This is a genomic window from Pseudomonas sp. B707, assembly GCF_022496685.1.
GTDB lineage: Bacteria > Pseudomonadota > Gammaproteobacteria > Pseudomonadales > Pseudomonadaceae > Aquipseudomonas > Aquipseudomonas paraglycinae.
The window spans coordinates 378,747-402,218 of the sequence record NZ_WTVE01000025.1 but is presented as its reverse complement, the minus strand read 5'-3'; the positions used below and the strand labels follow the sequence as shown (position 1 = coordinate 402,218).

Below are 23,472 nucleotides of genomic sequence, written 5' to 3'. Positions count from 1 at the left end.
ATTGGCTAGGGCTCGATGCCCAGCTCATGTCTGACGAGACCGAGCAATTTGGCGGTATCAATCGGCTTGAGCAAAAAATCCACCACGCTCAAATGCATCGCCGCAATCGCATCCTTCACGTCGGCATCGCCGGACACAATGATGATCGGCATCGCCGCCCTGACGGATTCGCGCACCTGGCGGATCAGCTCCAGGCCATCGACGTTGCCCATGCGCAGATCGGTGATCACCAACCCGATCGAAGGTTTTTCCGCGAGCATTTTCAGCGCGGTTTCGCCGCTGGCGGCGGTCATGCAACGGATACCGTCCAATCCCAGAATCTCCGACAACAGCTCCCGGGCGTCCTTGTCGTCATCGACGATCAATACACGCTGCGGTGGCAGATCGGGTTCGAGCATTACAGCGCTGAGCGCTTCCCGCTCGGCGTCGCTCAAAATATCGTGGTCGGACATGGCGTTCTCTACGTTTTCAAAATCGATCCCCTGGCACAGTGGTCAGACATCGCTGGGCAGAGCTTCAATGTGCACTTCGTCGGATTTTTTTCCAAGGGGCGAACCGAAGAATTTCCGACTGATTTTGTAGGGCATATCCGAAAACTACCCAACGGCATGCCCAACCTAGACTTACGTCCAATGGGCACCCCGCGCGATGGGGCCGACCATGGCTGCAACGATCCGACAACAACAATTCGAAAAAGACTGCGGTAATGGTTATGAGTAAAGCGGACGCCTTCACCCAGGCAGGGAAAACCGCGGTGTTGCAGAACATTCAGGGCACTTTGCAATTCCTCCAGCGCTTCCCCCCTTTCAATCAAATGGAACATGCCCACCTGGCCTATCTGGTGGAGCAATGCCAGCTGCGCTTCTATGGTCAGGGCGAAAGCATCATCAAACCCGCCGACGGGCCGGTCGAACACTTCTACATCGTCAAGCAGGGCCGGGTGGTCGGCGAGCGGCCGCACACGGCCAAGGGCGGCACCGAAACCACGTTTGAAATCACCACCGGCGAGTGTTTTCCCCTCGCCGCGCTGCTCGGCGAACGGGCGACCCGCACCGAGCATCTGGCCGGTGAAGACACCTTCTGCCTGCAACTGAACAAACTGGCGTTCATCAAGCTGTTCGCCCTCTCTAGCACCTTCCGCGATTTCGCCCTGCGCGGGGTCAGCAGCCTGCTCGATCAGGTCAATCAGCAAGTCCAGCAGAAAGCCGTGGAAACCCTCGGCACCCAGTATTCGCTGAACACCCGTCTCGGCGAATTGGCCATGCGCCATCCGGTGACCTGCAGCCCTTCCACCCCACTGCGCGAAGCGGTGAAGCTGATGCACGAACAACAGGTCGGCAGCATCGTCGCGGTGGACGAACACAAGGCGCCGCTGGGGATTTTCACCCTGCGCGACCTGCGCCATGTAGTGGCTGAAGGGGTTGGCGATTTCAGCGAGCCGATCGAACGGCACATGACGCACTCGCCGTTCCATCTGTCGCCGGATCACAGCGCCTTCGACGCCGCGATTGCCATGACCGAACGGCATATCGCCCACGTGTGTCTGGTCAAGGATCGACGCCTGTGCGGCGTGGTTTCCGAGCGCGATCTGTTCTCGCTGCAACGGGTCGATCTGGTGCACCTGGCGCGGACCATTCGCAGTGCCCAGCGGGTCGAACAACTGGTGACCCTGCGCGGCGAGATCGGCCAACTGGTGGAGCGCATGCTCGCTCACGGCGCATCGTCGACCCAGATCACCCACATCATCACCCTGCTCAACGATCACACCGTATGCCGGGTGATCGAACTGACCCTCGCCGAAAAAGGCGATCCCGGTGTGCCATTCAGCTGGCTGTGCTTCGGCAGCGAAGGCCGACGCGAGCAGACCCTGCACACCGATCAGGACAACGGCATTCTGTTCGACGCGCGGGATGCGGCCCACGCGGCGGAGATTCGCGGCAAGCTGCTGCCCATCGCCCAGCAGATCAATAACAGTCTGGCGCAATGCGGCTTCACCCTGTGCAAGGGCAACGTCATGGCCGGCAATCCGCAGCTGTGCCTGTCCCGCGCCGAATGGGCCCGACGCTTTGCCGCGTTCATTCGCGAGGCGACGCCGGAGAACCTGTTGGGCTCAAGCATTTATTTCGACCTGCGGGTGGTCTGGGGCGATGAACAGGGATGCGAGCAACTGCGCCGGGGAATTCTCGATCAGGTCGCTGATAACCGACTGTTCCAGCGAATGATGGCCGAGAACGCCTTGCGCAATCGCCCGCCAGTGGGGCGTTTCCGTGAGTTCGTGCTGACGAAAAAGAACGGCGAGAAAGCCACGCTGGACCTGAAAATTCAGGGCCTGACCCCGTTTGTCGACGGTGCCCGCCTGCTCGCGCTGGCCCATGGCGTCGATGCCAACAACACCCTCGAACGCTTCCGCCAGCTTGTGGATAAAGAAGTCATCGACCGCCTGGATGGCGCCGCGTACGAAGAGGCTTACCACTTCATTCAGCAGACGCGCATGCAGCAGCATCAACTGCAGACCCGGGAAAACCTGCCGTATTCGAACCGGGTCGATCCCGACAGCCTCAATCATCTGGACCGGCGCATCCTGCGTGAATCCCTGCGCCAGGCCCAGCGCCTGCAAAGCAGCCTGACCCTGCGGTATCAGCTATGAGCCTGTTCTCGTGGCTGCGTCCGGCCAGTCCCGTCGTGCCGGACGATCTGCAACAGCGCCTGGCGAAACTGCCGGCCATCGGTGAGCTGCGTGAATGCAGCCTCCGCGAACAGCGTTGGGTGGTACTGGATCTGGAAACCACCGGGCTGAACCTGAACAAGGATCGGGTGCTGTCGATTGGTGCGGTGGCGATTGAGGACGGTGCGATCGACTTTAGCCAGCAATTCGAACGCACCTTGCAATGCCGCGAGCTGAAACTCGGCCCGAGCGTGTTGATTCACGGTCTGGCACCGAGCGCGATTGCCGCCGGCAGCGAGCCCACCGAAGCCCTGGTCGAGCTGCTGGAGTTTATCGGCGACAGTCCGGTGCTGGCGTTTCATGCTTCGTTCGACCAGCACATGCTCGGGCGCGCCTTGAAGGAACATCTGGGGCACAAGTTGCAGACCGTGTTCCTCGACGTGGCGCAGATCGCCCCGCTGGTTTGCCCGCAGGCGCACATTCGCGAAGCGGGGCTGGACGAGTGGGTCGACTGGTTCAAGCTCGAAGTCTTTGAGCGTCACCATGCGAGCGCCGATGCTTTGGCCACGGCGGAACTGGCGCTGATCCTGTTCAGCCGGGCACGCCAGCAGCAGATCCAGAGCCCGCTGAATCTGCAGCAACGCTTGAGTCAGTGGAAACGCCGCCAGCAGACGCATTCGTTCTGAATCCGGGTTGTCGCCCGACAACCCGACCGGTGGCCAATTGCTAACCATTCCCACCTCTGCCACAATCGCGAACAATTCTCGTTAGTTAACACTTCCCAGTCGGTGTCGTCGTGTCTTCAGCCCAAAGCCCTCACAGTGAGCTCGTCGGTGCGTTGTATCGCGACCACCGCGGCTGGCTGCTGGCCTGGCTGCGCCGCAACGTGGCATGCCCGCAACGCGCCGAAGACCTGAGCCAGGACACCTTCGTCCGCCTGCTCGGCCGCGACGAACTGCTGACACCGCGCGAACCCCGGGCGTTTCTGGTGGCGATCGCCAAAGGCTTGTTGTTCGACTACTTCCGCAGGGCGGCGCTGGAACAGGCGTATCTGACCGAGCTGATGCTGATCCCCGAGGGCGAACAGCCCTCGGTCGAAGAGCAGCAACTGATCCTCGAAGACCTCAAGGCCATCGACCGCATGCTCGGCAAGCTGTCGACCAAGGCCCGCGCCGCTTTCCTCTATAACCGCCTCGACGGCCTGACCCACGCCGAGATCGCCGACAAACTCGGCGTGTCTGTCCCCCGCGTGCGCCAGTACCTGGCCCAGGGCATCCGCCAGTGCTACATCGCACTGTACGGTGAGCCCACATGAGCCCGGCCAGTTCCCGACCGGTCCCGGCCCATGTGCTGGACGCGGCGATTGCCTGGCAATTGACCCTCGATTCCAGCACGCCGCTGGAGCGCGAAGAGTTCGCCAAATGGCACGCGGCCAACGAAGAACACGCTCGCGCCTGGCGCCAGTTGGGCATGCTCGACCAGCGTTTCAGCGTGGCCAACGGCCCGGCACGCACCGCATTGCTGCAATCGCGCGAAGGCATCCGCCGCCGCGTGCGCAAGCTGGGCAGCGGGCTGGCCAGTGTCGTGGCGGTGGTCGGTCTGGCGCTGTTTGCCGGCGAACGTTATCTGCCGCTGGATTACTGGCTCGCCGATCAACGCACCGCCACCGGCGAACAGCGCACCGTGCGCCTGGCCGACGGCACCGTGCTCAACCTCAATACCCACAGCGCGGTGGATGTCCGCTTCGATGAGAAGCAGCGGCTGATCGTGTTGCAGGAAGGCGAAATCCTCGTCGAAACCGGTCACGGTGATGCGCGGCCGTTCATCGTCGAAACCGCCGAGGGCAGCATGCGCGCCCTGGGTACGCGGTTCCTGGTCAAGCGCGAAGACGCCGGCACGCGCCTTAGCGTGCTGCAATCAGCGGTGGCGGCGCATCCGCAATCCGATCCGCAGGAACAGATCCTGCGCGAAGGCCAGCAAGTGCTGATCCGCCACAACGGTCTGGATTCGGTGCTGGCGCTCACCCCCGGCGCCGATGCCTGGACCCGCGGCATGCTGGTGGTGGACAACGCGCGCCTGGAAGACCTGGTGCATGAACTCGGTCGTTATCGTCGCGGCCATCTGGGCATCGCGCCGGAAGTCGCCGACCTGCGCATCACCGGCAGCTTCCCGCTGCACGACACCGACAAGGCGCTGAACGCCCTGCTGCCGACTTTGCCGGTGCAGATCGAGCAGCACACGCCATGGTGGGTGACCGTGGCCAAGGCTGATCCGAAGCCCTGACATTCAGCGCTTCCTGAGCAATCGCTGTCGCGAGCAGGTCGCGACAGCCCCCCCATCACACCCCATGAAAACGGACTTTCTGCTGACTTGTGCAGCGTTGTCGTTCGTTAATCGAAATTATTTTCATCCAGCCCTATCACTTTTCGAATCTCGTCCGGCACACAGGCAATTGAGAAATATTTCCATTCAGGAGCCGCCGTATGTCCCGTTCGCTAGACACCTTGTTGCGCCCCAGTTTGCTGGCGGTCGCCATTGCCCTCTGCACCCCGCTGGCCAGCAGCCAACTGATCGCCGCTGAACAGGCGTCGAGCGTACGCGCCTACAACCTGCCGGCGGCTCCGTTGTCGACCACCCTGAACCAGATCGCCAGCCAGGGCGGCCTCACGCTGTCGCTGAACCCGTCGCTGGCGGCGGGCAAGACTTCGGCGCCGGTCAACGGCCAATATGACGCGGCCGGCGCCCTGCGCGCGGCCCTGCGTGGCACCGGTCTGCAACTGGAACAGAGCAGCGCCGGCACTTACACCCTGGTCGCCGTACCGGAAGGCGTGATGGCCCTGCCGGAAACTTCGGTGATCGGCGTGGAAAACTATGAAAGCGCCTGGGGCCCGGTCGAAGGCTACACCGCCACCCGCACCGCCGCCGGCACCAAGACCGACACCGCGCTGGTCGAAGCGCCGCGTTCGATTTCGGTCGCCACTCGCCAGCAAATGGAAGACCGTGGCGTGCACAGCCTCGATGATGCCGTGCGCTACATGCCGGGCATCACCGCCAGCAGCTACGGCAGCGACACCCGGATCGACTGGCTGCGCGTGCGCGGTTTCGAACCCACACAATTCCTCGACGGCCTGCCGCTGCCACGTGGCATCTACGCCAACCCGAAACCGGAAACCTGGAACCTCGATCGCCTCGCCCTGCTGCGCGGCCCGGCTTCTTCGGTGTACGGCCAGACCCCGCCCGGCGGTTTGCTGGACATGGTCAGCCGTCGTCCAAGCGATGTGCAAAGCAGCGAAATCCAGTTGCAGTACGGCAGCGACAACCACCGCCAGATCAACTTCGCCAGCACCGGCAAGATCGATGACGCCGGTCAGTTCCTGTATGGCATCAGTGGCGTGGTGCGTGACAGCGACACGCAGATCGACCACATCGAAAACAAGCGCTACAACATCGCGCCGAGCCTGACCTGGAACATCGACGAAGACACCAAGCTGACCTTGCTCTCGCAGTTCACCCGCGACGATACCGGTGTCACCAGCCAGTTCTACCCGATCCAGGGCACCAAGATCGACATGCCGTTCGGCAAGATTTCCCATCACAAGAACCTGGGCGATCCTGACTACGACTTCTACGACCGTACCTACTACGCGCTCGGCTATGCCTTCGAACATCGCATCAACGACGTATGGCAGTTCAAACAGAATCTGCGTTACACCAAGTCTGATCTGTCGTTCCAGACGGTGACCGTCAACAGCTACAACCCATCCTTCGCCGGCTTCACCGTCGATGATCAGGGTAATGTCGGCCGCGGCACCACCAACGTCGATGAGGACATCAGCCAGTTCGCCGTGGACAACAACTTTCAGGCGGACTTCGCCACCGGCGATATCCGTCACACCCTGTTGCTCGGTCTCGATCACCAGCGCAGCAACGACAACTACACCTCGATCTTCGGCTCCGCACCGGACATCAACGTCAATAACCCGGTCTACGGCCAGACGATCATTCGTCCACCGCGTTCCTCGGCGTTCTATGACTACAACCAGAAAACCTACCAGAGCGGCCTCTACGTGCAGGACCAGATGGCCCTGGACCAATGGCGTCTGACCCTGGGCGGTCGTGAAGACTGGGTGCACACCAGCACCAAGTTCTTCAACAAGGGCGACGCCACCAACACCCAGCGTGACAAGGCGTTCAGCGGTAACGCGGCGATCAGCTACGTGTTCGACTCGGGTTTCGTGCCGTACCTGTCGTACGCCGAATCCTTCCAGCCAACCAGCGGCGCCGATGCCACTGCCACCGACTCGTTCAAACCGACCGAGGGCAAGCAATGGGAACTGGGCATCAAGTACCAGCCACCGGGCAGCAAGACCCTGCTCAGCGCAGCGGTGTATGACCTGACCCAGAAGAACGTCTCGGTCAACTCCATCGTCAACAACGTGACCATCACCAGCCAGACCGGCGAAGTGAAAGTCAAAGGCCTGGAGCTGGAAGCCGTCTCCGACGTTACCGACAACCTGAAAGTCATCGCCGCCTACACCCTGGCCAAGTCCGAAGTGCAGAAAGGCGTCGACAAGGGCAACCGTCTGCAACTGATGCCGAACCAGCAAGCCTCGCTGTGGACCGATTACACCTGGCACAGCGGCGTGCTCGACGGCTTCGGCATCGGCGGCGGCGTGCGCTACACCGGCAACACCTACGGCGACAAGGCCAACACCTGGCTGGGCAAGGCGGACGCCTACACCGTGTTTGACGCCGCCGTGCATTACGACCTCGGCCGTCTGGACAACAGCCTCAAAGGGGCGTCGCTGGCACTCAACGCGACCAACCTGTTCGACAAGGACTACATTTCCACCTGCGACGGTTTCTACTGCTACTACGGCGACCAGCGCAGCGTCATCGCCAGCGCCACCTACAAGTGGTAAGCGCCTGAGCTGAAACAGGCCCTGCAACCAGGCCGTCCCTCGTGGACGGCTTTGGTGTTTTTGAAGGTCATGAAATGAAAAGTAAAACAATTCGCCGCTGGTCCTTCGTCCACACCTGGACCAGCCTGATCTGCACCGTGTTTTTGCTGCTGCTGGCCCTGACCGGCCTGCCGCTGATTTTCCATCACGAGATCGACCACCTGCTGGGCGATGCGCCCGAGTTGCGGGTGATGCCGGCGGATACGCCGCATCTGAACCTGGCGCAACTGGTCGAAGCGGCGGAGAAGCATCGGCCCGGTGAAGTCGTGCAGTACTTCGGCTTCGAAGACGACGAACCGAATGCCGTGCTGACGATCATGGCCAAGACCGCCGGCACCGAGCCCAACTCCTCGCACACCTTCATGCTCGATGCGCGCACCGGCGAAGCCCTGGAAATGCCTTCGGCCAACGGTGGGCTGATGCTGTTCATCCTGCGCCTGCACGTCGACATGTTCGCCGACCTGCCGGGCAAGTTGCTGCTGGCGTTCATGGGTTTGCTGTTCGTGGTCGCGATCGTGTCCGGCACGGTGTTGTACCTGCCGTTCATGCGCCGCTTGAAGTTCGGCACCGTGCGCCAGGACAAATCCACCCGCCTGCGCTGGCTCGACCTGCATAACCTGATCGGCGTGGTCACCCTGACCTGGGCACTGGTGGTCGGCGTTACGGGAGTGATCAGCGCCTGTGCCGACCTGATCATCGCCGCCTGGCGCAGCGATTCGCTCAACGCCATGATCGCGCCCTATCGCGATGCCCCGCCGCTGACGCAACTGGCCCCGGCCACCCGGGTGCTGGACATCGCCGGCAGCGTCACACCGGGGATGAAACCGGACTTCATCGCCTTCCCCGGCACCCGTTTCTCCAGCGAGCACCATTACTCGGTGTTCATGAAGGGCGGCACCCACCTGACCTCGCACCTGCTGACCCCGGTGCTGATCGACGCCAGCACCCTGCAGGTCACGGCGGTGGCAGAACGACCGTGGTACATGGACGCCATGGGCATGTCTCAGCCGCTGCACTTCGGTGACTACGGCGGCATGCCGATGAAAATCCTCTGGGCCACGCTGGACGTGCTGACCATCATCGTCCTCGCCAGCGGCGTGTACTTGTGGGTGGTAAGGCGCAAGGCCGCGAAACCGGTACTGGAACCGGCGGAGGCCGCAGCATGAAGCCGCGTCAGTCGAATTTCTGGAAGGTCTTCAGCACACCGCTGGTGATCGCGCTGCTGAGTGCGGCGGGCCTGTTCGCCGCGCTGCTGGGCGACGGGATCTGGGATGGCTTGAGCTGGATTGGTCTGGGCGTTCCGGCCGCCATTGCCCTGCGTGGACTGCTGCAACGTCGCTGAACGGCTTGAGCCTGACGGGCAACGCGCTATGCTGCCCGTCTTGCCCTTGACCGAGACCCTGCCAATGTCCGCTCCCAGCATGACCCTGTTTCACAACACCCTGTCCCCGTTCGTGCGCAAAGTCATGGTGCTGCTGCACGAGACCGGCCAGCAGGATCGCGTCGCGCTGCAGGACTGCGTACTCAGCCCTGTCAGCCCGGACGCCGCCCTCAACGAAGACAACCCGCTGGGCAAGATCCCGGCCCTGCGCCTGGCCGACGGCAATGTCATCCATGACAGCCGGGTGATCCTTGATTACCTCGACCACCAGCACGTCGGCAACCCGCTGATCCCTCGCGACGGCGCGGCCCGCTGGCGGCGCCTGACCCTGGCCTCGATGGCCGACGGGATCATGGACGCCTCGGTCATGGTGCGTTACGAGCAAGTGCTGCGTGCCCCGGAAAAGCACTGGGACGAATGGCTCGAGGCCCAGCGCGAGAAGATCCGCCGCGCCCTCGCCCTGCTGGAGCGCGACGCGATTGCCGAACTGACCTGCCACTTCGACGTCGCTTCGATCAGCGTGGCCTGTGCGCTGGGTTATCTGGATCTGCGCTTCCCGGATCTGGGCTGGCGTGACGCCAACCCGCAACTGGCCAACTGGTTCTTTGAAGTGAGCCAGCGGCCGTCGATGATTGCGACGATGCCGAAGGCTTGACGCACCGGGCGGGAGGCAACGACGCAAAGATCAGCGTCATCAACACTTCGGCCTCCCGCTGCTCCTCACGCAACCCCACAAACCGGCTCATTGCACCGCTCCGATATCGAACTCCAGCGGTTTGGCCGGTTTCTGCCCGATCCCGTACCAGTCCAGATTGCGGGTCAGCACCATGAACACACCCAGCAGACCGAACAGCAGCAGCGAGCCCATCAGCAGCGCGTAATCCTCGGCACTCAGCAAGCCGTAGAGCAAGCCGTACAACGCCGCCAGCCCCGCCGAAAAGCTCAAGCCGTGCCGCACGCTGCGCAGCACATGGCAGACGTAGAACCCGATCAACAGCACACAACCGCTGGCGGACAACAGATACGCCATGGCAAAACCGATGTGCTCCGACAACGACAGCAGCAACAGATAAAAGAACGCCAGCGCCACGCCCACCAACGCGTATTGCACCGGGTGCACTGCCAGGCTTTTCAGTACTTCGAACAGGAAGAAACCGGCGAACGTCAGGACGATGAACAACAACGCATATTTGATCGCCCGATCGCTCTTCAGGTACTGATCCACCGGATCGATGAAGCTCACGCCGAAACTGCGCCCGTTGACCGCCTCGCAATCATTGCCCGACACGCAACGGCTCATCGCTTCCTGCAAATTGGTGGAGAAAAACGAGGTCTGCCAGTCGGCGGTGAAACCCTGATCGGTGATCTCGCGTTTGGCCGGCAGGAAGTTACCGATGAAGCTTGGGTGCGGCCAGTTGGCAGCGAGGTTCACGCGGCTGGTCTTGCCCACCGGCAGCACCTGCAACGAGCCGGTGCCTTGCAGGCGCAGGTCGAAGCCGAAGGCCAGTTCCGTGGTCTTGCTGGTGTCCAGCGCCGGCAGCGTCACTCGCACACCCTCGCCCAGCCAGCCGACCTGAGTACCCGGAACGAAGTCCAGGCGTTGCGCGCCAAGCTCCAGCTTCAGCGCATTTTCGATACCGCGAATATCACTGATGCCGACCGCCAGGAACGGCGCATCGAAGGTGTAATCGACAAAGTCTTCCTTGATCCCCAACTGCGCCGGCACTGTGAATTGCCCGCTGATGCGGTTGTCGGCATGGAACAGCCGCGCCTCGTAAATGCCACGGGCGCGCAGTTCGGTCTGCACCTGGCCGTCGAGTTCAAAACGCTCCGGCAGAAAATACAGGCGCCCGCGCTCTTCGCCGATTTCCTGGTAGCGCTCGTCGCTCTTCTCCTTGGTTTTCCAGGTGCGCAACACTTTGCGATACGGCACAACCATCACCGGCCCGCTGAGTTGCTGGCTGTAGCTTGAGCTTCTGGCAATGTCTTCCAGCACACCGTCACGCAGTTGCTGGCGATCGTCGATGATGCCGTCGATCATCAGCAGCGGCACCAGCAATACCAAGATCAGCAGGGCAATGGCCCCGAGTTTTATCGTCAGACTTTTGTTCATGGGACTCTCCCTGTTTCGATGGGCAGAGTCTGCAAAGGGGATGTGGGGGTTTTATGGGAGGAATGTGGAGTTTGTGTGGAAACTACAACTGCAGAACGACTTCCACCCCACCTTCAACGTTGCCGATGCGCATTGATCCACCGTGCAACTTGACCACCTCCTCGACGAAGTTCAGCCCGAGTCCGGTGCTTTTACGTCCGCTGTCCGGGCGTGGCAAGGAGTAGAAACGCTCGCTCAAACGGGGCAAGGCATAGTCGGGAATCGGCGTGGTTTCGTTGAACAGGCGAAGCTCGACCTGCTCGCCGATTCTCTCGGCACCAAAGCGCAGCAGACCGTGTGACGGCGTGAAATCCAGTGCGTTCTCCAGCAGATTGCCCAGCGCCTGTCGCAGCAGAAATGGCTCGCCGATCAACGCCAGATCCGCCGCGATGGTTTGCTCGATACGCAGTTGCCGGCCTTCGATGCGTGCCATTTGAGCCTGTAACAGCTCATCCACCAGCGCCGCCAATGGCACTGCGACGCGTTCCTCAAGACCCTGCCGCTGTTCGACCTGCGCAAGGTTCAGCAGGCGCTCGATCAACTGTTGCATCCGGGCACTTTCACTGTCGATGTTGCCGACAAAGCGCAATCGCTGATCCGCCGGCATCTCGCCCTGCAACAACTCGGCGGCACCGCGAATCGCCGCCAGCGGGCTCTTCAATTCATGGGTCAGGGTGTGCACATAACGCTCGACGTAGGCCTTGCCTTCGAGCTGGGTGCGCATCTGTTCCACGGCAGTGGCCAACTGTTCCAGCTCGCCGCCGCGATAGTGCGGCACCGCCACCCGACGGCCCTCGCTCACCGCCTGGGCGTACACGGTCAAGCGGTGCAACGCGCGGCTCAGCCACCACGACAGCACGGCGCCGAGCAGCAGGCCGAGGCCGATCAATCCGGCGCCGTAACCGAGCAAACGGCGTTCGGTGCGATCGACGTAGGGTTGCAGTGAACTGTTGGGCTTGGCCACGGTGACCACGCCAATGATCGCGCCGTTGTCGCGGATCGGCGCGCCGACGTGCATCACTGAAGAATTCGGATCATTCGGGTCACTGCGGCTGGAACGTGCGCCGTATTCACCGCGCAGGGTCAGGTAGACGTCGTTCCAGCGCGAGTAGTCCTGACCGACGGCCAGACCACTGGAGTCCAGGACCACGATGCCCTTGGCGTCGGTGACGTAGATGCGGTGGTTGACCTGATTTTTCGCCAAGCCCCAGATCGTCGCCTTCGGCTGGCGTTCGCCATAAGCGCGGAGCAGTTCCGGCCAGCGATTCTGGTTGAGGGTGCCGGCCTTGAAATCGTCTCGCAGGATTTCCGCCATCAGGTTGGCGGTGTCGACCAGGGTTTCTTCGGTGGACTGGCGCACGCCGGGGCGGATTTCTTCCATCACCGTGTTGAGTACGAAGTAACCGGTGAGGCCGATGAACAGCACATACACCAGGAAAATCCGCAGCCCCAGCGACATCAGCTGTGCACCGGGCTGTAGCTGTAGCCAAGGCCGCGATGGGTCTGGATCGGCTCGGCCTCGGCGCGCACCAGACGCAATTTGGCGCGCACGCTTTTGATATGGCTGTCGATGCTGCGTTCGTAACCGGCATCCGCCGCCACGCCCAGCGCATCGAGCAGTTGCTCGCGGCTGAACACCCGCTCGGGTTGTTCGAGCAGGCATTGCAGCAGACGGAATTCGTGGCGGGTGAGGCTCAGTGGTTGGCCGCGATAGCTGATCTGCACGCGTTCGGGATCGATGCGAAACAGCGCCGAGGACGCTTCGATGACCGGGCGTGGCGCCATGCGCTTGAGGATTGCCCGGACCCGGGCTGCCACTTCCCGTGGGCTGAACGGCTTGACCACGTAATCATCGGCGCCAATCTCCAGGCCCACCACCCGGTCGATCTCGGCGTTGCGCGCGCTGAGGAACAGCACCGGCACTTCACTGAAGCGACGCAGCTGTTTGCAGGTCTCGAAGCCGCTGATGTCCGGCAGGCCGATGTCGAGGATGATCAGATCCGCCGGGTTCTGGCGCTGATGCTCCAGCGCCGCCGCGCCCAGGCTCAGCCAGGTCGTGGTGAAGCCCTCGCCCTGCAAGGCAAAAATCAGCGTGTCGGCAATCGCCGCTTCGTCTTCGACAATCAGGATATGAGGCATGGCGTCCGAGCCTGTGGGTTAAGTGCGCGAACGGTGCCCCAAGCCCGGCGTTACGTCAATGAGACCACTTGGTTTAGCAGTCCGGCTTGTCCGCCGTGAAGCGTCGCGCCGGGTTCACCGCCGCGCCGAATTCGCGCAGGGCCTTGGCCCCGATCAGCAACGGGTAGTTGAAGTTGCTGCGGTCAGTCAGGTTGACCTCCACGGTACGCTTGACGTCGCCCAGGCACAGCTCCAGATCGACCACCGGACGCTTGGCCACTTCGGTGCTTTCGCCCTCGTCTTCTTCATCCGAGCGACTCTTGATCTTGCTGATCCGCGCGACCTTGTGCTCGTACACCTTGTTGCTGGCGTCCTTGGTGGCCAGACGGAAACGCACCCAGTCTTCGCCGTCGCGGGTGAACGTCTCGATGTCCTTGGCCGACAACGAGGCGGTCAGCGCGCCGGTGTCCATCTTGGCCTTGAGCACTTCGCCGCCGATTTCCGGCAGCGCGATGTATTCGTAACGACCGTACAGCGTCGGTTCGGCGGCGAGCACCGGCAGGGCGACGAGGGAAAGCAGTGCAAGGAGGGATTTCACGTAAGGGGCTTCCTTGGGAAATGGGGACGTCAGACGCGAGATTTTAGACCGTTGTTTACTTGATCGTTCCCACGCAGAGCGTGGGAACGATCAGACTAACGCGCCACAGGTGAAACATTCGTCACCGGCGGATTTGGCCTGTCGGCCGAAGCCACTTATCATGGCGCGCCCATCCGTTTTCCAAGAGTTGCTTATGCGCCGCCTGCTCACCGGCTGTCTCGTCACCCTGCTGCTGTTGTCCAACACCCTCGTGCTGTTCGGCCCGCTGATGGTGTTCGCCCTGCTCAAGCTGATCCTGCCGGGACGCTTTCGCGACTACGCCTCGTGGGCGGTGATGTGGATCGCCGAAACCTGGGCGGAAATCGACAAGCTGATCTTCCGCCTGTGCATCCCCACGCAATGGGATATTCGCGGCGGCGAAGACCTGCGCAGCGACACCTCCTACCTGGTGATCAGCAACCATCAGTCCTGGGTCGATATCCCGGCACTGATCCAGACCCTCAACCGGCGCACGCCGTTCTTCAAGTTCTTCCTCAAGAAAGAGCTGATCTGGGTGCCGTTCCTGGGCCTGGCCTGGTGGGCGCTGGATTACCCGTTCATGAAGCGTTACACCAAGGCGTTTCTGGCGAAGAACCCGGAACTGGCCGGCAAGGATCTGGAAATCACCAAGGCCGCCTGCGAGCTGTTCAAGCGCCAGCCGGTGACGGTGGTGAACTATCTGGAAGGCACGCGTTACACCGCTGCCAAAAGCACTCAGCAGCAATCGCCGTTCAGTCACCTGCTCAAACCCAAGGCGGGCGGCGTGGCGTTTGTACTGGCGGCGATGGGCGAACAGCTGGACGCGATTCTCGACGTGACCGTGGTTTATCCACAGCAGAAGATTCCGGGGTTCTGGGACCTGATCAGCGGCAACGTGCCGCGCGTGATCATCGACATCCAGACCCGCGAGCTGGATCCGGCCCTGTGGCAGGGCGATTACGAAAACGATCCGGCGTTTCGCGAGAAGGTCCAGAACTGGGTCAACCAGCTCTGGACCCTCAAGGATCAGCGCATCGCCGAACTCAAGGGCGAGCGCCGCTGAGTCACCCGTTGGTGCCGGTGCCCCAGATGCTGCCCAGGCTTTGCAGCAACGAACCGCCGACACCCTGCTGACCGAGGTATTGCAGGAGGATCGGGGCAAACTGGCCGACCATACCGCTGTCCATGCCCAACGCACCGAAAGCGTTGTTCAGGTCATTGGTGTCCTTGACGTTGCCCAGCGCATTTTCCAGCCCGGCGGACTTGCCCGACGAGCCGAGCAAGCCGCTCAACGCCGCCAGATTACCGCTGCCGCCCGACAGCTTGTCGATGCCCGGCACTTCCTTGGCCAGCTCGGAATAGTCCGTGTTGCTCAGTTGGTTCTTCGCCAGGCCCAACATGGCACTGGTACCGCCGACCGCTTGCTGCGGCGTGACGTTCAGCGCGCTCAAGGCACTCAACAGACCGGCGGTTTCCGACGTCGGCGCCGCGGCGGCGGCCTTGTCCCCGCCCTGCATGCCCGATACCGCACCGGCCACGTCATTCAAACTGAAACCGGCAAACACCGGCCCTGCCGCCAGGGTCAGGAGCGATGCCAGGGCAAAACCGCGTGAAATCTTCATTCAGACATCCTCTTGTGGCGTGAAGACCTTCCGTCAAGGGAGGATCAAACTGCCCGGTTTGACCGGGCATCCGCCGGCATGTTCCGGCGCGGGCCAGCCATTTTCATACCGAAGGCGTGCATGAAACGTGAAAGTCCGAACGCCGGGCGATGAATGGCAGATCCGCCGTTTTGGAACGCAGCACCCCTCATAAAAAACGGCGACCCAGGGTCGCCGTTTTTTTATTGCCTCACCGCTTACGCCGCACTGAACAACTTGTGCGGATCAATCACAAACTTCTTCGGTACGCCTGCATCGAACTCGCCGTAGCCTTCCGGCGCCTGGTCGAGGCTGATGACCTGCACGCCCACCACTTCGGCGATGTTGATGCGGTCCCACATGATCGCCTGCATCAGCTGGCGGTTGTACTTCATCACTGGGGTCTGGCCGGTGTGGAAGCTGTGGGATTTGGCCCAGCCGAGGCCGAAGCGAATGCTCAGGCTGCCCATTTTCGCGGCAGCGTCCACGGCACCCGGATCTTCGGTCACGTACAGGCCCGGAATGCCGATCTTGCCAGCTACGCGCACCACGCCCATCAGCGAGTTGAGTACGGTGGCCGGAGCTTCGGATTTGACGCCGTCGTGACCATGACCACGGGCTTCGAAGCCCACGCAGTCCACCGCGCAATCCACTTCAGGTTCGCCCAGCAGCGCGGCGATCTGTTCGTGCAGCGGGGTGTCTTTCGACAGGTCGACCACTTCAAAACCCTGAGCCTTGGCGTGGGCCAGGCGGATGGTGTTGACGTCGCCGATGATCACCACCGCCGCGCCCAGCAGACGGGCCGAAGCAGCAGCGGCCAGGCCGACCGGGCCTGCGCCCGCGATGTAAACGGTGCTGCCCGGACCAACGCCCGCGGTAACGGCGCCGTGGTAACCGGTCGGCAGAATGTCGGAGAGGCAGGTCAGGTCACGGATTTTCTCCATGGCCTTGTCGCGGTCCGGCAGTTTCAGCAGGTTGAAGTCGGCGTACGGCACCAGCACGTATTCGGCTTGGCCACCGGTCCAGTCGCCCATGTCGACGTAACCGTAGGCACCGCCGGCACGGGCCGGGTTGACGGTCAGGCAGACGCCGGTGTGTTGCTCCTTGCAGGAACGGCAGCGCCCGCAAGCCACGTTGAACGGAACGGACACCAGATCGCCGATTTTCAGGTTCTCGACGTCGGAGCCTTTTTCGATCACTTCACCAGTGATCTCGTGGCCCAGCACCAGACCGACCTGAGCGGTGGTACGGCCGCGCACCATGTGCTGGTCGGAGCCGCAAATGTTGGTTGAAACCACACGCAGGATGACACCGTGCTCGATCTTCCTGCCGCGCGGATCCTGCATTTTCGGATAGTCGATTTTCTGTACTTCGACCTTGCCAGCGCCGAGATACACCACACCACGATTGCCAGACATGCTTTCACCTCGCTGTTGTTTTTATGGAACCGCGCCGCCCAGGCAGGCAGCACGTTAAGTGCTCGGGTTATTGCTTGTTGGTTTTGCGTTGTTATGACTTAAAGAACGACGGTGCGATTGGCGTTCAGGAACACCCTCCGCTCAATGTGATACCCCACGGCCCGGGCCAGGGTCAGGCCTTCGATGTCGCGGCCCTTGGCGATCAGGTCTTCGGGGTAATGACTGTGATCCACGGCCTCGACGCCCTGGGCGATGATCGGCCCCTCGTCGAGGTCGTTGTTGATGTAGTGCGCGGTGGCGCCCACCAGTTTCACGCCCTTGTTGTAGGCCTGGTGATACGGCTTGGCGCCCTTGAAGCCCGGCAGCAGCGAGTGATGAATGTTGATCGCCTTGCCATCGAGCTTGCGGCACAGCTCCGGCGACAACACCTGCATGTAGCGGGCGAGGATCACCAGTTCGGCGCCAGCCTCCTCGATCACCTGCCACACCTGCCGCTCCTGGCCCGGTTTGTCGTTCGGGTCGAGGGGGAAATGGTAGTAGGGAATCTGGTGCCAGTCGGCCAGCGGCTTGAGGTCCGGGTGGTTCGACACCACCGCCGCCACGTCCATCGACAGCTGGCCGATGCGCTGGCGGTAGAGCAAGTCGTTGAGGCAGTGATCGGCCTTGGAGACCATGATCACCACTTTTGGCCGGTAGTTCGGCGCGGTCAGCTCGAAGATCATGCCGAACGCCTGACCGCGTTCGGCGAGGCCGGCGCGGAAGGATTGCTCGTCGAAACCGTCGGGCTGACGGAATTCCACACGAATAAAGAAACGCCCCGAGAGGCGGTCATCGAACGAGTGGTGTTCGGTGACGTAACAGCCCTGCTCGAACAGAAAACGCGTCACCGCGTCCACGGTGCCGAGAACGCTGGGGCAGTCGGCGGTCAGAATCCATGTGTCTGGGGCGCGGCTCATGGTGCGGTGACTCCTGTTCTTTGTGCGGGGTGTCAGGGAGTTTTCCCCTCACCCTAGCCCTCTCCCGGAGGGAGAGGGGACTGACCGGGTTGTTCTTTCGAGCTACGCCGACGTGAAATACCGAGCCGAACTCAGGCTTTGAAACCAACCGAGATCAGCTCCCTTTCCCCCTCGCCCCCTTGGGGGAGAGGGTTGGGGTGAGGGGGCAAAAATCTCAGGCCCTACACGCAAGCAAGATCGACGCAATTCACCTCAAGCCTGAACGCTAAGGCCGTATTCTGCGGACGCATCCTGCAACCACAACCACCAGTAATCCGAGAAGCTGCGACGGATAAGCAGTTCCCAGGTGTCCTCAGCGGTGTGGCGGATCATCAGCTGCGACTTGGCGAACACCGTGCCCACAGCCTTGCCGACCGGGAAGTTGTTCGGGTGCACGTCGTAGCTGGTGGATTTCATCAGTACCTGACGTACGTTCGGGCCGCTCAATTCAAGCACTTGCTGGCCGCCGCTGACGTTGACGATGGCGATGTGCAGATCGCCCAGCGCTTCGCGCAGTTTCTGCTCGGCGGCGAACTCTTCACCGCTCGGCACAATCAGCAGCCACTCGTCCGGGCCCATCCATTGCAGGCTGGTTTCGCCTTTGACGATCACACTCAGGGCGCCCGGCAATTCAATGCCCAGCGCCTTGTGCACACCGGCGGCGAACGCGGCATCGTGGCCATCGCCACGGATAGTCAGATGGCCGAGGAGTTTCTTCTCGCGCACGGTGACACCGGCGGTCTTGCGGCCCTTGCCGACCAGGCTGGCGAGGTCGGCGTGATGCAGCGACGACTCGGCCTTGGCCCCGGTGGTCGGGCGTTGTTGGTAAACGTTGGCTGCGGTCATAAAGCACCCTTCCTGAATTCGGTGTCGCTCCCGCGCCAGGCGCGGGAGCGATCAGTTAGATGTTCTGGCGATCACCTTTCGGGTCGAAGAACACCGAAGAAACGATTTCCGCCTCGATCACGCTGCCGTCTGCCAGCGGTGCGAACACCCGCTCGCCCATGCGCTTGAGACCGCCCTTCACCACGCCCATGGCAAACGAATAGCCGAGGGAGTTGTGCGCGTAGCTGGAGGTCACGTGGCCGACCATGGTCATCGGGATCGACTGCTTGGTGTTGAACACCAGTTGCGCACCTTCCGGCAGCCAGACGTTCGGATCGATCGGCTTCAGGCCCACCAGTTGCTTACGCTGGTCACGCACGCAGTCTTCACGGTTCATGCCGCGCTGGCCGATCCACGAGAACGGTTTGGTGCGACCGACGCACCAGCCCATGTTCAGGTCGTCCGGGGTCATCGAGCCGTCGGTGTCCTGGCCGACGATGATGAAGCCCTTCTCCGCCCTCAAGACGTGCATGGTTTCAGTGCCGTACGGGGTCAGGTTGTACTGCTTGCCCGCCTCGACGATTTTTTCCAGCACGCCCATCGCGTAGTCGGCCTGGACGTTGACTTCGTACGACAGCTCACCGGTGAACGAGATGCGGAACACCCGTGCCGGTACACCGCCGACCAGACCTTCTTTCCAGGTCATGAACGGAAACGCTTCGTTGGCCAGGTCGATGTCGGTCACGGCGCTGAGCAGCTTGCGGCTGTTCGGGCCGGACAGGGTCATGGTCGCCCAGTGATCGGTGACGGAGGTGAAGTACACCTTCAGGTCCGGCCATTCGGTCTGGTGGTACAGCTCCAGCCACTGCAGGACGCGAGCCGCGCCGCCGGTGGTGGTGGTCATGACGAAATGGTTGTCGGCCAGACACGCCGTCACACCGTCGTCGAAGACCATGCCGTCTTCCTTGCACATCAGGCCATAACGGGCCTTGCCCACGTCGAGCTTGGTCCAGGCGTTGGTGTACACGCGATTGAGGAACTCGCGGGCGTCCGGGCCCTGGATGTCGATCTTGCCCAGGGTCGAAGCGTCCAGCAGACCGACGCTGTCGCGCACAGCCTTGCATTCGCGTTTGACGGCGGCATGCATGTCTTCGCCGTTTTTCGGGAAGTACCACGGACGTTTCCACTGACCGACGTCTTCGAACTCGGCGCCGTTTTTCAGGTGCCATTGATGCAGTGCCGTGTAACGCACAGGTTCGAAGATGTGCCCGCAGTGACGACCGGCTACCGCGCCGAAAGTGACCGGCGTGTAGTTCGGACGGAACATCGTGGTGCCCATCTGCGGGATGGTCACGTTCAGCGAGCGGGCGGCAATCGCCAGGCCGTTGACGTTGCCGAGCTTGCCCTGATCGGTGCCGAAGCCCAGCGCGGTGTAGCGTTTGACGTGCTCGACCGACTCGAAACCTTCGCGGGTCGCCAGCTCGATGGCCGCGGCGGTCACGTCGTTCTGCAGGTCGACGAATTGCTTCGGCGCCCGCGAAGTGCCCTTCTCGTGCGGCACCTGGAACAGCGCCAACGTCGGCTCTTCCAGACGGCTCAGGGCTTTCGGCAACACGGCTTCAACGGTCTGGAAACCGGCTTCGGACGCAGCGCGCACTCCGCCTTCAAAACCGTCAGCCAGAGAATCGCCAAGACCGTAGACGCCATTGATGCCACCGACGCACACGCGTTTCTGCGGTGCTTCGCCCGGTACGAAGCCGAGGATGTCTTCGCGCCAGATCGGCTTGCCGCCGAGGTGCGACGCCAGGTGAACCACCGGGCTGTAACCGCCGGAGCTGGCGATCAGGTCGCAGTCGAGCCATTCGCCCGGGCTGGTGACCTTGTGGCCTTTGACATCGATCGCCGCCACGCGGGCAGCGGTCACGTGCTTGCTGCCACGGGCCTCGATCACGGCGCTGCCAGTGAGGATGCGAATGCCTTTGGCGCGCGCTTCCTCGACCAATGCGCCACGCGGATTGCTGCGGGCGTCGGCGATGGCGACGACTTGCAGGCTGGCGTCGAGCCAGTCCAGCGCCACGCGGTAGGCGTGATCGTTGTTGGTCGACAGCACCAGCTTTTTGCCCGGTGCCACGCCGTAACGGCGCACGTAAGTCGACACCGCACCGGCGAGCATGTTGCCCGGAACGTCGTTGTTGCCGTAGACCAGCGGACGCTCGTGAGCGCCGGTCGCCAGCACCACACGCTTGGCGCGGACGCGGTGGATGCGCTGACGCACCTGGCCGATCGGCGCGCGGTCACCGAGGTGATCGGTGAGGCGTTCATGAATGGTCAGGAAGTTGTGGTCGTGGTAGCCGTTGACCGTGGCGCGCGGCAACAGCAGCACGTCCGGAGTGTTCTTCAATTCAGCGATGACGCCGGCCACCCATTCCATCGCCGGTTTGCCGTCGAGGCTTTCGCGGGAATCGAGCAGGCTGCCGCCGAACTCTTCCTGTTCATCGGCGATGATCACCCGCGCACCACTGCGGGCAGCAGCCAGTGCTGCGGCCAGACCGGCCGGGCCGGCGCCGACGATCAGCACGTCGCAGTGCTGGTTCATGTAGTCGTAGGTGTCCGGATCGACTTCGGTCGGCGAACGGCCCAGGCCGGCAGCCTTGCGAATGTACTTCTCGTAAGTCATCCAGAACGATTGCGGGTACATGAAGGTTTTGTAGTAGAAACCCGGCGGCATCAGCTTGCCGCCGACCTTGCCGAGAATCCCCATCATATCGTTGTTGACGCTCGGCCAGCCGTTGGTGCTGGTGGCGACCAGGCCCTGGTACAGCGCCTGTTGCGTGGCGCGCACGTTAGGGATCTGGGTGGCTTCGGTAGCACCGATCTGCAGGACAGCGTTCGGCTCTTCGGCGCCGGCGGCGAAGATGCCGCGCGGACGCGAATACTTGAAGCTGCGGCCAATGATGTCAACGCCGTTGGCCAGCAGGGCTGCGGCCAGCGAGTCGCCTTCAAAACCTTTGTAGGTCTGGCCGTTGAAGGTGAAGCTCAGCACTTTGTTGCGGTCGATCCGTCCACCGTTGGACAGGCGATTGGTCTGGCTCATACCTTCTCTCCCAGCGCCGTCGTGGCTGTTTTCGCAGTGTCAGCCTTGTCGGTGAATTGCGGCTTGGTGCCGATCTTGTAGGTTTCGAGAATCTCGTAGGTCACGGTGTCGCGGGTGACGTTGAAGTACTGGCGGCAACCGGCGACGTGATCCCACAGTTCGTGGTGCAGACCGCGCGGGTTGTCGCGGAAGAACATGTAGTCGCCCCACTCCTCGTCGGTGCAGCTGTTCGGATCCAGCGGACGCGGGATGTGCGCCTGGCCGGATGCGTGGAATTCCTCTTCGGAGCGCAGTTCGCCGCAGTGAGGACAGAAGATATGCAACATGGGGATTTCTCCTGTTAGTGGGCGACAGCCGCAGCGCCGTGTTCGTCGATCAACGCACCGTTGTGGAAACGGTCGATGGAGAAAGGTGCGGCCAGCGGGTGCATTTCACCCTTGGCCAGACTCGCGGCAAACACGTTGCCCGAGCCAGGAGTTGCCTTGAAGCCGCCGGTGCCCCAACCGCAGTTGAAGAACATGTTCGGTACCGGGGTTTTCGAAATGATCGGGCAGGCGTCCGGCGTGGTGTCGACGATGCCGCCCCACTGACGGTTCATGCGCACCCGCGACAGCACCGGGAACATCTCGACGATGGCCTGGATGGTGTGCTCGATCACCGGGTACGAACCGCGCTGGCCGTAGCCGTTGTAGCCGTCGATACCGGCGCCGATCACCAGGTCGCCCTTGTCGGACTGGCTGATGTAACCGTGCACGGCATTGGACATGATCACGCTGTCGATAATCGGTTTGATCGGCTCGGACACCAGCGCTTGCAGCGGGTGGGATTCGATCGGCAGACGGAAACCGGCGAGCTTGGCCATGTGCCCGGAGTTACCGGCGGTGACCACACCGACGCGTTTGGCGCCGATGAAGCCCTTGTTGGTTTCAACACCGATGCACACGCCGTTTTCCTTGCGGAAACCGATCACTTCGGTCTGCTGGATCAGGTCCACACCGAGGGCGTCGGCGGCACGGGCAAAGCCCCACGCCACGGCATCGTGACGGGCCACGCCACCGCGACGCTGAACGGTTGCGCCCATCACCGGGTAGCGGGTGTTTTTCGAGCAGTCGAGGTACGGAATTTCGTCCGCGACTTGCTTGGCGTTGAGCAGTTCGCCGTCGACGCCGTTGAGGCGGTTGGCGCTGACCCGACGCTCGGAATCACGGATATCCTGCAGGGTGTGGCACAGGTTGTAGACGCCGCGCTGGGAGAACATCACGTTGTAGTTCAGGTCCTGAGACAGGCCTTCCCACAGTTTCATCGCGTGTTCATAGAGGTGCGCCGACTCGTCCCACAGGTAGTTGGAGCGAACGATGGTGGTGTTGCGCGCGGTGTTACCGCCGCCCAGCCAGCCCTTTTCGACCACGGCCACGTTGGTGATGCCGTGCTCCTTGGCCAGATAGTAGGCCGTCGCCAGACCGTGCCCGCCGCCGCCGACGATGACCACGTCGTAGACCTTTTTCGGGGTCGGCGTGCGCCACATGCGCTGCCAGTTTTCGTGGTGGCTGAGGGAGTGTTTGAAGAGGCCGAAGCCCGAATAGCGTTGCATAGTCATGTACTCCAGA

At 62.2% G+C, this 23,472-nt stretch carries 21 protein-coding genes; 9 read left to right on the top strand and 12 right to left on the bottom strand.

What is annotated here, in order from left to right; all coding sequences use genetic code 11:
• Positions 1 to 5 precede the first annotated feature (5 nt).
• Positions 6 to 452 carry a response regulator gene (locus tag GQX66_RS14460; protein WP_085654016.1) on the bottom strand — a complete coding sequence of 149 codons (447 nt, stop codon included), beginning with the start codon at positions 450 to 452 and terminating at the stop codon, positions 6 to 8.
• 254 nt (positions 453 to 706) lie between these two features.
• On the opposite strand from GQX66_RS14460, the gene GQX66_RS14455 reads away from it, so the two are divergent.
• The 8 genes from GQX66_RS14455 to GQX66_RS14420 all read left to right on the top strand — a co-directional run bounded on the left by GQX66_RS14455 (position 707) and on the right by GQX66_RS14420 (position 9,662).
• A complete protein-coding gene (locus tag GQX66_RS14455) occupies positions 707 to 2,647 on the top strand; it encodes a putative nucleotidyltransferase substrate binding domain-containing protein (protein ID WP_240869799.1) in 1,941 nt (646 codons plus the stop codon).
• Positions 2,644 to 3,351, top strand: a complete 708-nt coding sequence (locus GQX66_RS14450; RefSeq protein ID WP_085746619.1) for a 3'-5' exonuclease — start codon at positions 2,644 to 2,646, stop codon at positions 3,349 to 3,351. The genes GQX66_RS14455 and GQX66_RS14450 overlap by 4 nt, the downstream gene beginning before the upstream one ends.
• 110 nt (positions 3,352 to 3,461) lie before the next feature.
• The gene (locus GQX66_RS14445; RefSeq protein ID WP_039768032.1) at positions 3,462 to 3,980 is read left to right on the top strand and encodes an RNA polymerase sigma factor; all 519 of its coding nucleotides are present in this window, start codon (positions 3,462 to 3,464) and stop codon (positions 3,978 to 3,980) included.
• Complete coding sequence (locus GQX66_RS14440; protein WP_240869796.1) at positions 3,977 to 4,948, top strand: FecR family protein; 972 nt, start codon at positions 3,977 to 3,979, stop codon at positions 4,946 to 4,948. The genes GQX66_RS14445 and GQX66_RS14440 overlap by 4 nt, the downstream gene beginning before the upstream one ends.
• 200 nt (positions 4,949 to 5,148) lie before the next feature.
• Positions 5,149 to 7,587 (top strand): TonB-dependent siderophore receptor, encoded by a 2,439-nt coding sequence (locus GQX66_RS14435; protein ID WP_240869795.1) that lies wholly within the window; start codon positions 5,149 to 5,151, stop codon positions 7,585 to 7,587.
• 74 nt (positions 7,588 to 7,661) lie between these two features.
• Positions 7,662 to 8,792, top strand: coding sequence for a PepSY domain-containing protein (locus GQX66_RS14430; RefSeq protein WP_129972194.1), 1,131 nt, complete (start codon positions 7,662 to 7,664; stop codon positions 8,790 to 8,792).
• On the top strand, positions 8,789 to 8,968 hold the full coding sequence (locus GQX66_RS14425; RefSeq protein WP_085697754.1) for a hypothetical protein: 180 nt from the start codon (positions 8,789 to 8,791) through the stop codon (positions 8,966 to 8,968). Before GQX66_RS14430 ends, GQX66_RS14425 begins: the two co-directional genes overlap by 4 nt.
• A 64-nt stretch (positions 8,969 to 9,032) precedes the next feature.
• Positions 9,033 to 9,662: a glutathione S-transferase gene (locus GQX66_RS14420; protein WP_085746824.1), complete on the top strand. Its 630-nt coding sequence runs from the start codon at positions 9,033 to 9,035 to the stop codon at positions 9,660 to 9,662.
• A gap of 87 nt (positions 9,663 to 9,749) precedes the next feature.
• Here GQX66_RS14420 and creD read toward each other — a convergent pair whose 3' ends face one another.
• The 4 genes from creD to GQX66_RS14400 form a co-directional block, all read right to left on the bottom strand.
• Entirely contained in the window at positions 9,750 to 11,120 is a 1,371-nt protein-coding gene (gene creD, locus GQX66_RS14415) for a cell envelope integrity protein CreD (RefSeq protein WP_240869794.1), read from the bottom strand.
• 82 nt (positions 11,121 to 11,202) lie between these two features.
• On the bottom strand, positions 11,203 to 12,618 hold the full coding sequence (creC, locus tag GQX66_RS14410; protein WP_240869793.1) for a two-component system sensor histidine kinase CreC: 1,416 nt from the start codon (positions 12,616 to 12,618) through the stop codon (positions 11,203 to 11,205).
• Positions 12,618 to 13,298, bottom strand: coding sequence for a two-component system response regulator CreB (gene creB, locus GQX66_RS14405; RefSeq protein ID WP_240869792.1), 681 nt, complete (start codon positions 13,296 to 13,298; stop codon positions 12,618 to 12,620). Before creB ends, creC begins: the two co-directional genes overlap by 1 nt.
• Positions 13,299 to 13,371: 73 nt before the next feature.
• Positions 13,372 to 13,875 carry an ATP-dependent zinc protease gene (locus GQX66_RS14400; RefSeq protein WP_064599935.1) on the bottom strand — a complete coding sequence of 168 codons (504 nt, stop codon included), beginning with the start codon at positions 13,873 to 13,875 and terminating at the stop codon, positions 13,372 to 13,374.
• Positions 13,876 to 14,068: 193 nt separating this feature from the next.
• Between GQX66_RS14400 and GQX66_RS14395 the strand changes: the two genes are divergently transcribed.
• Positions 14,069 to 14,956, top strand: coding sequence for an acyltransferase (locus GQX66_RS14395; protein WP_102718892.1), 888 nt, complete (start codon positions 14,069 to 14,071; stop codon positions 14,954 to 14,956).
• Between the two features lies 1 nt (position 14,957).
• Here GQX66_RS14395 and GQX66_RS14390 read toward each other — a convergent pair whose 3' ends face one another.
• From GQX66_RS14390 to GQX66_RS14360, 7 genes are all read right to left on the bottom strand, one after another.
• Positions 14,958 to 15,515: a DUF2780 domain-containing protein gene (locus GQX66_RS14390; RefSeq protein WP_007959813.1), complete on the bottom strand. Its 558-nt coding sequence runs from the start codon at positions 15,513 to 15,515 to the stop codon at positions 14,958 to 14,960.
• A 236-nt stretch (positions 15,516 to 15,751) separates the two neighbouring features.
• Entirely contained in the window at positions 15,752 to 16,951 is a 1,200-nt protein-coding gene (gene fdhA / locus GQX66_RS14385; protein ID WP_240869790.1) for a formaldehyde dehydrogenase, glutathione-independent, read from the bottom strand.
• Positions 16,952 to 17,049: 98 nt separating this feature from the next.
• Positions 17,050 to 17,907: a formyltetrahydrofolate deformylase gene (purU, locus tag GQX66_RS14380; RefSeq protein WP_085746629.1), complete on the bottom strand. Its 858-nt coding sequence runs from the start codon at positions 17,905 to 17,907 to the stop codon at positions 17,050 to 17,052.
• 252 nt (positions 17,908 to 18,159) lie between these two features.
• Positions 18,160 to 18,792 carry a sarcosine oxidase subunit gamma family protein gene (gene soxG, locus GQX66_RS14375; RefSeq protein ID WP_064599941.1) on the bottom strand — a complete coding sequence of 211 codons (633 nt, stop codon included), beginning with the start codon at positions 18,790 to 18,792 and terminating at the stop codon, positions 18,160 to 18,162.
• Positions 18,793 to 18,847: 55 nt separating this feature from the next.
• Positions 18,848 to 21,865 (bottom strand): sarcosine oxidase subunit alpha, encoded by a 3,018-nt coding sequence (locus GQX66_RS14370; RefSeq protein ID WP_134022055.1) that lies wholly within the window; start codon positions 21,863 to 21,865, stop codon positions 18,848 to 18,850.
• Complete coding sequence (locus tag GQX66_RS14365; RefSeq protein ID WP_011336273.1) at positions 21,862 to 22,191, bottom strand: sarcosine oxidase subunit delta; 330 nt, start codon at positions 22,189 to 22,191, stop codon at positions 21,862 to 21,864. The genes GQX66_RS14370 and GQX66_RS14365 overlap by 4 nt, the downstream gene beginning before the upstream one ends.
• Before the next feature lie 14 nt (positions 22,192 to 22,205).
• Positions 22,206 to 23,456 (bottom strand): sarcosine oxidase subunit beta, encoded by a 1,251-nt coding sequence (locus GQX66_RS14360; protein WP_003206307.1) that lies wholly within the window; start codon positions 23,454 to 23,456, stop codon positions 22,206 to 22,208.
• Between the last annotated feature and the right edge of the window lie 16 nt (positions 23,457 to 23,472).

Excerpts from the sequence above, each read along its gene's own strand:
- GQX66_RS14460 (WP_085654016.1), bottom strand. The coding sequence starts at position 452 with ATGTCCGACCACGATATTTTGAGCGACGCCGAGCGGGAAGCGCTCAGC.
- GQX66_RS14455 (WP_240869799.1), top strand. The coding sequence starts at position 707 with ATGGTTATGAGTAAAGCGGACGCCTTCACCCAGGCAGGGAAAACCGCG.
- GQX66_RS14450 (WP_085746619.1), top strand. The coding sequence starts at position 2,644 with ATGAGCCTGTTCTCGTGGCTGCGTCCGGCCAGTCCCGTCGTGCCGGAC.
- GQX66_RS14440 (WP_240869796.1), top strand. The coding sequence starts at position 3,977 with ATGAGCCCGGCCAGTTCCCGACCGGTCCCGGCCCATGTGCTGGACGCG.
- GQX66_RS14435 (WP_240869795.1), top strand. The coding sequence starts at position 5,149 with ATGTCCCGTTCGCTAGACACCTTGTTGCGCCCCAGTTTGCTGGCGGTC.
- GQX66_RS14430 (WP_129972194.1), top strand. The coding sequence starts at position 7,662 with ATGAAAAGTAAAACAATTCGCCGCTGGTCCTTCGTCCACACCTGGACC.
- GQX66_RS14425 (WP_085697754.1), top strand. The coding sequence starts at position 8,789 with ATGAAGCCGCGTCAGTCGAATTTCTGGAAGGTCTTCAGCACACCGCTG.
- GQX66_RS14420 (WP_085746824.1), top strand. The coding sequence starts at position 9,033 with ATGTCCGCTCCCAGCATGACCCTGTTTCACAACACCCTGTCCCCGTTC.
- creD (WP_240869794.1), bottom strand. The coding sequence starts at position 11,120 with ATGAACAAAAGTCTGACGATAAAACTCGGGGCCATTGCCCTGCTGATC.
- creC (WP_240869793.1), bottom strand. The coding sequence starts at position 12,618 with ATGTCGCTGGGGCTGCGGATTTTCCTGGTGTATGTGCTGTTCATCGGC.
- creB (WP_240869792.1), bottom strand. The coding sequence starts at position 13,298 with ATGCCTCATATCCTGATTGTCGAAGACGAAGCGGCGATTGCCGACACG.
- GQX66_RS14395 (WP_102718892.1), top strand. The coding sequence starts at position 14,069 with ATGCGCCGCCTGCTCACCGGCTGTCTCGTCACCCTGCTGCTGTTGTCC.
- GQX66_RS14390 (WP_007959813.1), bottom strand. The coding sequence starts at position 15,515 with ATGAAGATTTCACGCGGTTTTGCCCTGGCATCGCTCCTGACCCTGGCG.
- fdhA (WP_240869790.1), bottom strand. The coding sequence starts at position 16,951 with ATGTCTGGCAATCGTGGTGTGGTGTATCTCGGCGCTGGCAAGGTCGAA.
- purU (WP_085746629.1), bottom strand. The coding sequence starts at position 17,907 with ATGAGCCGCGCCCCAGACACATGGATTCTGACCGCCGACTGCCCCAGC.
- soxG (WP_064599941.1), bottom strand. The coding sequence starts at position 18,792 with ATGACCGCAGCCAACGTTTACCAACAACGCCCGACCACCGGGGCCAAG.
- GQX66_RS14370 (WP_134022055.1), bottom strand. The coding sequence starts at position 21,865 with ATGAGCCAGACCAATCGCCTGTCCAACGGTGGACGGATCGACCGCAAC.
- GQX66_RS14365 (WP_011336273.1), bottom strand. The coding sequence starts at position 22,191 with ATGTTGCATATCTTCTGTCCTCACTGCGGCGAACTGCGCTCCGAAGAG.
- GQX66_RS14360 (WP_003206307.1), bottom strand. The coding sequence starts at position 23,456 with ATGCAACGCTATTCGGGCTTCGGCCTCTTCAAACACTCCCTCAGCCAC.